Below are 11,434 nucleotides of genomic sequence, written 5' to 3'. Positions count from 1 at the left end.
GTTTTGCCGTATGGGCGCCGGCGGCCGAGCGGGTCAGCGTGGTCGGCGACTTCAACCACTGGGACGGACGCTGCCATCCGATGACCGTGCACGGCTCCAGCGGCATCTGGGAGCTGTTCATCCCCGGACTGGGTCCGGAAACCCTGTACAAGTACGAGATCCGCAACCGTGACACCGGCGAGCTGCGTCTGAAGTCCGACCCCTACGCGGCCGCCTACCAGGTACGCCCGGAGACCGCCTCGCGGGTCATCCCGGAGAGCGGTTACGCGTGGAACGACCGCGAGTGGATGGAGAACCGCGACCCCGAGGCCTGGAAGCACCGGCCGATGAGCATCTACGAGGTGCATCTGGGCTCCTGGCAGCGCAGCCCCGACGGTGACTGGCCGAACTACGCCGAACTGGCCGAACGCCTGGTGCCGTATGCCCGCGACATGGGCTTCACCCACCTCGAGCTGCTGCCGGTCACCGAGCACCCGTTCGACGGCTCCTGGGGCTATCAGTCCACCGGCTTCTTCGCGCCCACCTCGCGTTTCGGCGACCCGGATGACTTCCGCCGCTTCGTCGATACCGCCCATCAGGCCGGTCTGGGGGTGATCCTCGACTGGGTGCCCGGCCATTTCCCGCGCGACGACTTCGCCCTCGCCCGCTTCGACGGCACCGCGCTGTACGAGCACGAGGATCCGCGTCTGGGCGAGCACCGCGAATGGGGCACGCTGATCTTCAACTACGGCCGCCCCGAGGTGCGCAACTTCCTCCTGTCATCGGCGCTGTGCTGGATCGAGGACTTCCACCTCGACGGCCTGCGGGTGGACGCGGTCGCCTCCATGCTTTATCTCGACTACAACCGCGAAGACCACGAGTGGATCCCCAACATCCACGGCGGCAACGAGAACCTGGAGGCCATCGAGTTCCTGCGCGACGTCAACGAGACCGTGCAGACCGGCCACCCCGGCGTGGTAATGATCGCCGAGGAATCCACCGCCTGGCCCGGCGTGAGCCGGCCGCCGTCGATGGGCGGGCTGGGCTTCACCATGAAGTGGAACATGGGCTGGATGCACGACACCCTGACGTATTTCGGCATGGACCCGATCCACCGGCGTTACCACCACAGTCAGCTCACGTTCGCGCAGATCTACGCCTATTCGGAGAACTTCCTGCTGCCCTTCTCGCACGACGAGGTCGTCCACGGCAAGCGCAGCCTGCGCGGGCGCATGCCCGGCAACGAGTGGGAGCAGCATGCCAACATGCGCCTGCTGTACGCCTGGCAGTGGCTGTACCCGGGCAAGAAGCTGCTGTTCATGGGCCAGGAGTTCGGCCAGGGAACCGAATGGTCGGAGGCCGGGGAGCTGGACTGGTACGTGCTGCAGTACCCGCTGCATCAGGGCCTGCAACAGCTGGTGAAGGACCTCAACGGGGTGTATCGCGAGCAGCCCGCGCTGCACGGTCGCGAGTTCGAGCCCGATGGCTTCGCCTGGCTGAATGCCGACGACGCCGACAATTCGGTGCTCAGCTTCGTGCGCCGGGACGTGGAGGGCCACGAACGCATCGTGATCCTCAACCTGACGCCGGTGGAACGCAGCGCCTACCCGATCCCGAGCCCGCGTTCCGGGACCTGGCGGGTGTTGCTGAACACCGACTCGGAGTTCTACGGCGGGGCATCGCGTGGCCCGCTGCAGTGCGAGGCCACGACCGAGGCGTATCACGGCCAGCCGGCCACCCTCCACGTGGACCTGCCGCCGCTGACCGCACTGCTGCTGGAGCCGACCGGGGGCTGAAGCCCCGCGCAGCGCCGGGGCACGGCCGGAAGGCGTCCGTCAGGACGCCATCCGCGCACGAACCTCCGGCTGCGTCACCGCCTCGCCCAGCCGGGCCTCCATCGGCCCGGCCTCGCGGGTCAGGGCCCCGGACAGGGCGAAGCCCGCCAGACGGCCGTTGGCATGGAACTCCATCCGGCGGCCGTCGGCATCGCCCCCGACGAGCACCCACTCACCGGTGGCCGCATCCGCGGCCGATGGCGGGCAGACCTGCATCGGCAGGCTGGTGGTCTTGACCTGCACGGTGCCGGCGTCCGGTTCATAGCGCGCCGTTCCCCCGGCCAGGCGATCGGCGATCACTTCCGCCTGGGCCCGCAGCGTACCCACGTAGGGGCGCAGGACGCCGTCGTATTCGGCGCAGTCCCCGAGGGCGCGGATCGCCGGATCGGAGGTCGCCAGCGTGGCATCCACCCGGATGCCGCGCCCGCAGTCCAGGCCGGCCCCGACAGCCACGTCGATGTTCGGCCGCAAACCGAGGGCGGTAATCACGACGTCCGCTTCCAGGGTCTCGCCACCGGCCAGTTTCAGCCGGGACGCCACGGGACCTTCGCCCGCCGCCGGCAAGGCCTGCAGACAAGCCACCGAGGTCCCGGTGTACAGGGCGACCCCGCGCTGCGCCAGTGCAGCCGCCAGGTCATCCCCCAGCTCGGGCGGCGCGAGCCGCGCCAGCGGGCGCTCGGCCATCTCGATCAGATCCACCGAATAGCCGCCGGCCGCCAGATCATCGGCCAGCTCGCTGCCGACCAGCCCCGCGCCCACGATCGCCACGCGGGCCCCGGGTTGCAGTTCCGCACGCAGCGCGCGGTAGTCATCCAGGGTGTTCACCACCCGCGGCGGGGGTCCGTCGCCCGGAATGTCGAGCCGTATCGGGCTCGCGCCGGTCGCCAGCACCAGATCGCCGTAGGGAATGCCGCCGCGCGGGGTGATCAGGCGCCGGCGTTCACGGTCGATGTCCAGCAGGCGCACGTGCGGCAGCAGCTCGACGCCCAGGCGCGCGGCCCGCGCCACGCCGGATTCCTCCATCAGGTCGTCCGGGTCCACGCCGCGCGCACAGGCCGTGGAGATCCGCGGTTTGGTGTAATAATCGCCGCGATCCCCGGTCACCAGACGAATACTGCGCTCCGGGTCGCGGGCGCGCAGTTCCTCGGCCATCGCCCAGCCGGCCATGCCGCCGCCGACGACCACCACCGCATCCGGGTCGTCCGCCAGCGGGGTGCGCCAGGCCTGCGCCGCTTGTGCCTCGACCGGGTCCTCGGCACGCGGCTGCAGGCGGTCGAAATCGGCCTTGGTGACGTTGCAGTCGGGGCAGTACCAGTCGTCCGGGATGTCCTCGAACCGGGTCCCCGGTGGCAGACCCGAGTCCGGGTCGCCCTTCGCCTCGTCGTAGATGTAGCCGCACACGCGGCAGATGTAGCGTCGATATTCGGTTTCGGCTTCAGCAGACATCACGCAACCTCCGGCAGACTGGCGACAATGGCCTCGAACAGCGGATCCAGCTCCGCGCCCAGGGCATCCAGGTCGGCGCTGCCCCAGGGGGCGAAGACCTCCGACGGGCGCCGCGCCGTTACATGCAGCTGCTCGCCGTCGCTCCAGACATGGATGCGCAGCGGGATGTCGATCCCCGCGGGCTTGCAGGCCTCCCACACGCGCAGGGCATAGCGCGGATGAAAGACCTCGAGGATACGGTCGACCGGGACCTCGGCCCCGATCATCGCCGCGTTGGCCTGGCCGTTGATCTCGGCGGCCACGCGCAGGCCCTGCGCCTCCACGGCCTCTTTCAGGGCCGCCACGGCCGCTTCGGCATCGAGTTTGGTGGTGGTTTCCAGCATGATGTCTCCTCCGGGCGCCGGTCAGTGGGCGTGGATACGCGCCAGCTCCTTGCGCAGGTGCTTGATGGCAGGCGTAACGATGGCCACGAAATAGGATTCGCGCAGCTTGCGCTGGGCCGCCGCGCTGGCGAGATAGCCACGCGCCCCGGTGTGCAGCAACGCCGACTGCGAAGCACGCAGCGCCAGCTCCGAACCGGTCAGACGCATCTGCAGCACGTCGGCAAAGAACGCGTCGCTGGTGTCGAAGGGATCGCGGGCCAGGGCATAGGTCGCCTGGCGTGCGTCTTCCAGGACCTCCTCCAGCTCGCCCGCCTGGTCGTCGAGGTAACCGTTCACGTGCGACAGGGTCTCGTTGGCCTCGTGCATGGTGTTGATGCAGCCCTCGATCAGGCCCAGGCCCATGCCCATCTGCAGCAGCACGAAACCGGGACGGATGCGCTGGATGTACTCCGGCAGCGGATCCGCCAGCACGTGCTCGTCGGGCACGAACACCCGGTCGAAATGGCAGCCGAAGGTGCGCGAACCCTCCAGGGCGATGAACTCGGGGCACGGGGTCAGGCTGAAGCCGGGGTCGGCGCAGTTGATGACCGCCATCAGCGGACGCGGGTTGTCATCCGTGGTACGGAAGATCGCACCGAAGTAGTGGTCCTCGCCCAGGTTGGACACCCACGGCAGCGCCCCGGACACCACGTAGCCGCCCTCCACACGTTCGGCCGAGAGCTTGAGCTCCTCGATGCTGGCGAACCATTTCATCGGATTGGACAGCGCGGTGGCGCCGAACGCCTCGCCATTGGCCAGCTTCGGCAGTACCTCGCGCTTGAGCGTGGAGGAATCGCTGTTCTCCACGTACCAGGCGCAGGCGTTCTGGCACCAGGCAACGAATCCGGTGGTCATGCATTCGGCGGAGATCACCTCCTCGGCGCGGATCGCGGACACCAGATCGGCCTTGCCCGCCGGGTTCTGGCTCGCCAGATGCGAACGAAACGCTCCCAGCTGGCCAGCCTCGCGCAGGAATTCTTCGGGGTAGAGGCCTTCACGGTCGATGCGGCCGGTGAGCGGGGCAAGCTGCCCCGCCACCAGTTCCCGCAGCCCGTCCTCGGCCGGCGCCGGTCCGGAGACCGGCGCCTCCCCCGCTTGCTGTGTACGGGTCTCGAGCATTACGGGTCTCCTCGGCCTCAGGCCTTTTCCACGGCCACGTTGACCGGGTTGCGCATGGTGTTGGCGACCGGCGACCAGAAGTCGGCGTGCGCCACCAGTTCCTTCAGCTCTTCCTCGCTGGCATCGCCTTCGAGGTCGACCTTCACGCGGATGTCGGTGAAGCCCAGGCGCTTGGACTTGTCGGTGTCGCCCACGCCCCAGACCGCGGTCACGTTGATGTCACCCTCCAGCGAAAGCTCCAGCTTGGTGAGGGTGATGCCGCGATCGATGGCGTTGGCATGCATCCCCACCGACAGGCAGGCCCCCAGGCTGGCCAGCGCGGCCTCCGAGGGGTTGGGCGCAGTGTCGTCGCCCAGCAGATGCGGGGGCTCGTCGATCACGTGGGCATCGAGGTCACGCACGTAGGTAAGGTTGCGGAACTTGCCCTCGCACACGGTGCGCGCCTTGAGGGTCACGACACTGTCGGGGTTGGACTTGCCCTTGTCGGCGAGCTTGTTCAGCCCGTCCTGGTCGATGGGATCCAGGGCATTCATGGAAATCGTGGTGGTGGCTTCTGCGGTCGACATGATCAGGTCTCCTGACGGTTGTTTGGTCAATGCCCGAACCTTGGTGGCCGGGTCGCCAGTCCCGTTGCAGAAGCCGTGCCATGTTGCCCCCGATGGCGCCATGCCGCGGTTTTCGGCCGATCGGCAGTCCATCCGGGGAGATTGCCCTGACCCGCAGTCGGACAAAGCGGACACTTTGTCCGCACTTTGCACCAACATTGTCGACACAATGCCCCGTTGCACCACGACGAAACGTCGGCCACCGCCACCCGGCGTCACCGCCCGCGCCGGCCCGTGACCCCCGCCTGGTCCCCGCTGATCCGCGTCCTGCAGCCGTTTCACCCCCTCCGGGGCCACCCCGTTTCGCGCCCGGTCCGCCGCCGTTCTGCATCTGGCACGCCTCTTGTAAGGGTTCCTGTGAGCGCGCCGTGAGAACCACGGCCCATCAACGTTCCCGGAAGAGGAGCATCGCCATGGGCGCAGCCATCTCCATCGACTACATCACGCATCACTATCCGAAACAGACGGACCCGACGCTCCAGGACATCGAGCTGACCGTCAGCCCCGGCGAGACCATCGCCCTGATCGGGCAGAGCGGCTGCGGGAAATCCACCCTGCTGCACATGCTCGCGGGCCTGCTGATCCCCAGCGAGGGGGCGGTACGCATAAACGGCCACCAGGTCATCAAGCCCAGCCCGCGCTGGAACATGATGTTCCAGAAGCCCTCGCTCTACCCGTGGATGACCGTGCGCCGCAACGCCTCCCTCGGCCTGATCTTCCAGGGCCGTCAGGAAGGCATGAACAAGCGCGTCGACGCCCTGCTGGAGACGGTGGGCCTGGCCGAAAAGGCCGAGGTCAACGTGCAGTCGCTGTCCGGTGGCCAGCAGCAGCGCGTGGCCCTGGCGCGCAGCCTGGCAACCGACCCGGAACTCCTGCTGCTGGACGAGCCGTTTTCCGCCCTGGATGCGTTCACCAAGACCGAGCTGCAGGACGAGGTCGTGCGGCTGTCGCGGGATCGCGGCATCACCGTGGTGTTCGTCACCCATGACATCGAAGAGGCCGTCGCCATGGCCGATCGCGTGGTCGTGATGGGTTCCAACCCGGGCACGCTGCAGCACCAGCTCAAGGTGGACCTGCCGCATCCACGCGACCGCACCAGCCCCGGATTTACCGAACTGAAGGCCGAGCTGATGGAGTTCTTTGGCGCGACACGCCACCCGGCTTCGCGCCCCGAACCGACCGATGACACGTCGTCATCCGCCGAAGCCCCCGAAGCCGACGATCCCGCCGCATCCGGATCCGCCCCCGCCCGTCGCGCAATTCGCGCGGCCTGAACCGTCCCTAGCCCGTTACCCGAGAGGAACATCACCATGTGCAACTGCGACAACCACCACGACATCGACGCGGAACTCGACCGCATCCTTGGCGGCAGCCTGTCCCGCCGCACCTTCCTGCGCTCGGCGGCGGCCGGCTCGCTGGTCGCCGGCGCCGGCCTGACCGCCCCGGGCTCGCTGCTCGCCCAGCAACCCGACCTGGGTGGCGTCGACCCCGAAGTGGACGACTTCGACGGCGTCGTGCGCATCGGCTACATCCCCATCACCGATGCCGCGGCCCTGCTGGTCGCGCATTCCGAGGGCTATTTCGAGGACGAGGGCCTGGAGGTGGCCGAACCGCAGCTGATCCGCGGCTGGTCGCCGCTGATCGAATCCTTCGCGGCGAACCGCTTCAACCTGGTCCACCTGCTCAAGCCGATCCCGCTGTGGATGCGTTACCAGAACAACTTCCCGGCCAAGATCATGTCCTGGGCGCACACCAACGGTTCGGCGGTGGTCACCGGCCGCCACGTGGAGGTCAACGACTTCTCCGACATGGGTGGCATGAGCGTGGCCGTGCCCTACTGGTACTCCATGCACAACGTCGTCATGCAGATGGCCCTGCGCGACGCCGGCCTGAAACCGGTGATCAAGGATCAGGGCGACGATCTGGCCCCGGACGAGGTCAACCTGATGCTGATGCCGCCGCCGGACATGCCGCCGGCCCTGGCCGCGCGCTCGATCGACGCCTTCATCGTCGCCGAGCCCTTCAACGCCGCCGGCGAGATGCTGGCCCACGGCAATCTGCTGCGCTTCACCGGCGACATCTGGAAGAACCACCCCTGCTGCGTGGTGTGCATGAACGAGACGCTCACCGACCGCCAGCCCGAATGGACGCAGAAGACCATGAACGCCGTGGTCCGCGCCCAGGGGCATATTCAGGACAACAAGAAAGAGGTCGCCCACCTGCTGTCGCGTGACGGCAAGGGCTATCTGCCGATGCCGTCCGGGGTGGTCGAACGCGCGATGACCAACTACGCCGACGACAGCACCTACATCGACTCCGGCGCGATCCGCCACGCCGACTGGGGCAACGGCCGCATCGACTTCTCCCCGTGGCCCTACCCGTCGGCGACGAAGATGCTGGTCGGGGCGATGAACGAGACCCTGGTGGGCGGCGACACCACCTTCCTCTCGGGCCTGGACCCGCAGGAAGTGGCCGATGACCTGGTCAACTACGAGTTCGTCGAGAAGGCCATGGAGAAATACACCGCCTGGCACAACGCCCCGGGCGTGGACATGGATTCGCCGTTCGCCCGCGAGGAGGTCGTAAAGCTATGAACCGTGACGCCACATTCGACCTGCCGGCCACCCCCGGGGAATGGGGGTGGGCCTCCCTGCGCACCGCGAACCACCTGCGCCGGCGGCTGCAGTACCCGCTGCTCGGCATCGCCGGACTGCTGGTCCTGTGGTGGTGGGGTGGCTGGGCCATCGCCAACAACCCCGACACCATGGCCTTCGCCAGCTTCGCCCCCGGGCCCACGCTGACCGCCTTCTGGGACATCGTGAGTTCCGGGCAGGTCTGGTCGCCGATCGAATCCAGCCTGCACCGGGTCGGCTTCGGCCTGCTCTACGCGATCCTGATCGGCGTCCCGCTGGGCGTGATGATCGGCTACTTCAACGTGCTGCGCGAAACCACCCACGTACCGTTCCAGTTCCTGCGCATGATCTCGCCGCTGGCGTGGATGCCGATCGCGGTGCTGGCCTTCGCCACCTGGGACGCGGCGATCGTCTTCCTGATCGCCATCGCCGCGGTCTGGCCGATCACCTACGCCACCGCGCACGGCGTGCAGCGCATCGATCCGATGTGGCTCAAGGTGGGCAACAACCTGGGCGCCAACCCCTACCACACGCTGCGCTACATCGTGATGCCCGCGATCGCCCAGGACGTGTTCGCCGGCATCCGCCTGGCGGTGGGCGTGGCCTGGATCGTACTGGTGCCGGCCGAATACCTGGGCGTGACCTCGGGGCTCGGCTACGCCATCAACGACGCCCGCGACACGCTCGAGTACGACAAACTGGCGGCCTTCGTACTGGTGATCGGCCTGATCGGCTATATGCTGGACGCCATCTGCGTGCGGCTGATCCGGCGCAGCAGCTACCACGCCGAAAGCTGAACCACCCCCTCCCTCCCTGCTCCCTCCATCTGCCCGGCCGTTCGCGGCCGGGCCTTTTTCCCTTTCCACCTGCACCGCCGAAGCACGGATATCGCAGGATTGCACCATTCGCGTGCATTACGGGGCCCCACCGCCGGACCAACCCGGCGCTGCATGGCGCCGTGCCCGGCTCCCTGACACTGGCAGGGTTTCTGCATGTACACCGGGCATGAACGACACCGCCACCGAAGACCGCACCGACCACGCGACCCGCGAGCAGGAGATCACCCTGCTGCTGGAGGTCGCCCGGCTGATGGGCCGTTCGCGCGACCCGGACGCCGCCATCTACCGCATCCTCGGCATGATGTCCCAGCTGCTGGGGCTCAATCGCGGCCGGGTCCTGCTGCCCGACCCGGACAGCGGACAGCTGAAGATCCGGCATGCCTACGGCCTGACCGACGCCGAACGCGAGCGCGGCAGCTACTCGCTGGGCGAAGGCGTGACCGGCCGGGTGATGAAGACCGGGCAGATCGCGCTGATCCAGGACATCGACAACGAACCGGAATACCTCGCCCGGGCGGTCGATCGCGCCACCCTGCCGCAGGAGACCGTGGCGTATATCGGGGTCCCCATCGTGCAGGACGAACAGCCGATCGGCGTACTCGGCGTCCACCGTCTGCGCCGGCGCTCGCGCCAGTTCCAGGACGATCTCAACGTGCTGCGCGTTGTCGCCTCCATGATCGGCCAGGTCCTGCGCATCAACCAGCTGATCGCCGAACGCACGGCCGAACTGGTCTCGGAAAATCGCTACCTCAAGAGCGCCCTCGACACCCAGGGGGCGAAATACGGAATCCTCGGCGAGAGCCCCGCCCTGCGCAGCGTCCTCAAGCAGGTCCACCGCATCGCCGACACCCAGGCCACGGTGCTGATCACCGGCGACTCCGGGACCGGCAAGGAAAAGATCGCGCGCATGATCCACCGGATCAGCCAGCGCAACGCGCGACCGTTCATCTCCCTGAACTGTGCCGCGATCCCGGCCGACCTGCTGGAATCGGAACTGTTCGGCCACGAGAAAGGGGCCTTCACGGGGGCCTCCAGCGCCAAGACCGGCAAGATCGCCCTGGCCGACGGCGGCACCCTGTTCCTCGACGAGATCGGCGACATGCCGGAGGCGCTGCAGTCCAAGATCCTGCGCGTGCTGCAGGAACGGGTCGTGCAGCCGATCGGGGGATCGCGCGACATCCCGGTGGACGTGCGCGTGGTCGCCGCCACCCACAAGGATCTGCAGAAAGCGGTGAATGCCGGCGAGTTCCGGCTTGACCTCTTCTACCGCCTCAACGTGATCCCGCTGCACATGCCCGCGCTGCGCGATCGCGCCAGCGACATTCGCCTGCTCGCCCGGCATTTTCTCGACCGTTACACCCACGTCCACGGCTGGAACGTGGTCCTCGGCGACGGGGTGATGGAGCGTCTGGAGACCTTCGACTGGCCGGGCAACATCCGCCAGCTGGAGAACGTGCTGGAGCGGGCGGTCCTGCTCTCCAGCGAGGGCCGCATCGGCACCGGCCTGGTCGACGAGATCCTGCACGAGGAATCGCGCATCAGCCCCGGACTGCACGCCACCGGCCCTGCCGGTTCCCCGCAACCCGACACCGCACCATCACCGGACACCCCGGCCTTTCCCGGCACGCACGGCAACGAGGCGCACTCCGACGGGGCGGCCGGCCCCGGCATCGTCCGCCCCTACCGCCGGGTGCACGCCTCCGAGGCCGACCAGCTGCGGGACGCCATCGAACGCAGCGGCGGCAACAAGACCCGTGCCGCCATGGACCTGGGCCTCACCCCGCGCCAGCTGCGCTACCGCCTGAAGAAACTGGGACTGGCCTGAGACCCCGGTGCGGACATTGTCGACACTTTGTCCGCACCGGGAGCGGACAAAGTGTCCGCCTCACCCGACCCGTGCTCCCGTGCGGCCGTCCCGGAGCGGATCCGGTGAACGGCGTCCAGCTGGCACGGGATCTGCAGAGCATTGGGTGGCAACACTGATCCGACACCAACCGGGAGGCCATCCATGACCCTCAGCAAGACCGAAATGACCGCCACCATCCTCGAAGCCAAGGAGGGCCGGTCCGCGACCTGGGCCGGCATCGCCGAGGCCACCGGCCTGCACGAGGTCTACGTGACCTCGGCCTGCTACGGCATGAATCACCTCGACGCCGAGGCGGCCGACCGGCTCACCGCGTTTCTCGACCTGGGCCCCGACGTGTCGAAGGCCCTGCAGGCCTTCCCGCACAAGCACTGGGACAAGACCATCCCGACCGACCCGGTGATCTACCGCTTCTACGAGGCGATCAACGTGTACGGTGACACCATGAAGGCGCTGATCCACGAGAAGTTCGGCGACGGCATCATGAGCGCCATCGACTTCACCATGGACATCGACAAGGTCGAGGACCCGAAGGGGGATCGGGTGAAGATCACCTGGAACGGCAAGTTCCTGCCCTACAAGAGTTGGTGAACACCGGCCACTCGCCCCCTTGCCCGCCCGTGGCCGTGGCCCGGGCGGGGCTCTGCCAGCCTTTCCTCCCTGCCCTCCCTGCATTTCCCTGCCCCTCGCGG

At 67.9% G+C, this 11,434-nt stretch carries 10 protein-coding genes; 6 read left to right on the top strand and 4 right to left on the bottom strand.

Annotated features, from left to right (window positions below; all coding sequences use genetic code 11):
• On the top strand, window positions 1-1,775 hold a 1,775-nt coding region (gene glgB / locus B1A74_RS10725), incomplete at its 5' end, for a 1,4-alpha-glucan branching protein GlgB (RefSeq protein WP_077244641.1).
• A 39-nt stretch (window positions 1,776-1,814) separates the two neighbouring features.
• Here the strand turns inward: glgB and B1A74_RS10720 are convergent.
• From B1A74_RS10720 to B1A74_RS10705, 4 genes are read right to left on the bottom strand one after another with little or no spacing between them, the layout of a single operon-like run.
• Window positions 1,815-3,260 carry an FAD-dependent oxidoreductase gene (locus B1A74_RS10720; RefSeq protein WP_077244640.1) on the bottom strand — a complete coding sequence of 482 codons (1,446 nt, stop codon included), beginning with the start codon at window positions 3,258-3,260 and terminating at the stop codon, window positions 1,815-1,817.
• Window positions 3,260-3,643: a DUF302 domain-containing protein gene (locus B1A74_RS10715; RefSeq protein ID WP_077244639.1), complete on the bottom strand. Its 384-nt coding sequence runs from the start codon at window positions 3,641-3,643 to the stop codon at window positions 3,260-3,262. Before B1A74_RS10715 ends, B1A74_RS10720 begins: the two co-directional genes overlap by 1 nt.
• A 21-nt stretch (window positions 3,644-3,664) precedes the next feature.
• Complete coding sequence (locus B1A74_RS10710) at window positions 3,665-4,801, bottom strand: acyl-CoA dehydrogenase family protein (RefSeq protein ID WP_077244638.1); 1,137 nt, start codon at window positions 4,799-4,801, stop codon at window positions 3,665-3,667.
• 17 nt (window positions 4,802-4,818) lie between these two features.
• Complete coding sequence (locus B1A74_RS10705; protein WP_019022332.1) at window positions 4,819-5,367, bottom strand: OsmC family protein; 549 nt, start codon at window positions 5,365-5,367, stop codon at window positions 4,819-4,821.
• Window positions 5,368-5,819: 452 nt separating this feature from the next.
• On the opposite strand from B1A74_RS10705, the gene B1A74_RS10700 reads away from it, so the two are divergent.
• From B1A74_RS10700 to cynS, 5 genes are all read left to right on the top strand, one after another.
• Entirely contained in the window at window positions 5,820-6,680 is an 861-nt protein-coding gene (locus tag B1A74_RS10700) for an ABC transporter ATP-binding protein (protein ID WP_024329178.1), read from the top strand.
• 36 nt (window positions 6,681-6,716) lie between these two features.
• Window positions 6,717-8,000, top strand: a complete 1,284-nt coding sequence (locus B1A74_RS10695) for an ABC transporter substrate-binding protein (protein ID WP_077244637.1) — start codon at window positions 6,717-6,719, stop codon at window positions 7,998-8,000.
• Window positions 7,997-8,836 carry an ABC transporter permease gene (locus B1A74_RS10690; RefSeq protein ID WP_077244636.1) on the top strand — a complete coding sequence of 280 codons (840 nt, stop codon included), beginning with the start codon at window positions 7,997-7,999 and terminating at the stop codon, window positions 8,834-8,836. Before B1A74_RS10695 ends, B1A74_RS10690 begins: the two co-directional genes overlap by 4 nt.
• Before the next feature lie 208 nt (window positions 8,837-9,044).
• Window positions 9,045-10,703, top strand: a complete 1,659-nt coding sequence (locus B1A74_RS10685) for a sigma 54-interacting transcriptional regulator (protein ID WP_077244635.1) — start codon at window positions 9,045-9,047, stop codon at window positions 10,701-10,703.
• A gap of 183 nt (window positions 10,704-10,886) precedes the next feature.
• The gene (gene cynS, locus B1A74_RS10680) at window positions 10,887-11,333 is read left to right on the top strand and encodes a cyanase (RefSeq protein WP_018870532.1); all 447 of its coding nucleotides are present in this window, start codon (window positions 10,887-10,889) and stop codon (window positions 11,331-11,333) included.
• Window positions 11,334-11,434 lie beyond the last annotated feature (101 nt).

It is taken from the genome of Thioalkalivibrio halophilus, from assembly GCF_001995255.1.
Taxonomy (GTDB): Bacteria; Pseudomonadota; Gammaproteobacteria; order Ectothiorhodospirales; family Ectothiorhodospiraceae; genus Thioalkalivibrio; species Thioalkalivibrio halophilus.
The sequence above is the reverse complement of the archived record's forward strand: the minus strand, read 5'-3'. Positions and strand labels throughout refer to the sequence as shown.

Excerpts from the sequence above, each read along its gene's own strand:
- B1A74_RS10720 (WP_077244640.1), bottom strand. The coding sequence starts at position 3,260 with ATGTCTGCTGAAGCCGAAACCGAATATCGACGCTACATCTGCCGCGTG.
- B1A74_RS10715 (WP_077244639.1), bottom strand. The coding sequence starts at position 3,643 with ATGCTGGAAACCACCACCAAACTCGATGCCGAAGCGGCCGTGGCGGCC.
- B1A74_RS10710 (WP_077244638.1), bottom strand. The coding sequence starts at position 4,801 with ATGCTCGAGACCCGTACACAGCAAGCGGGGGAGGCGCCGGTCTCCGGA.
- B1A74_RS10705 (WP_019022332.1), bottom strand. The coding sequence starts at position 5,367 with ATGTCGACCGCAGAAGCCACCACCACGATTTCCATGAATGCCCTGGAT.
- B1A74_RS10700 (WP_024329178.1), top strand. The coding sequence starts at position 5,820 with ATGGGCGCAGCCATCTCCATCGACTACATCACGCATCACTATCCGAAA.
- B1A74_RS10695 (WP_077244637.1), top strand. The coding sequence starts at position 6,717 with ATGTGCAACTGCGACAACCACCACGACATCGACGCGGAACTCGACCGC.
- B1A74_RS10690 (WP_077244636.1), top strand. The coding sequence starts at position 7,997 with ATGAACCGTGACGCCACATTCGACCTGCCGGCCACCCCCGGGGAATGG.
- B1A74_RS10685 (WP_077244635.1), top strand. The coding sequence starts at position 9,045 with ATGAACGACACCGCCACCGAAGACCGCACCGACCACGCGACCCGCGAG.
- cynS (WP_018870532.1), top strand. The coding sequence starts at position 10,887 with ATGACCCTCAGCAAGACCGAAATGACCGCCACCATCCTCGAAGCCAAG.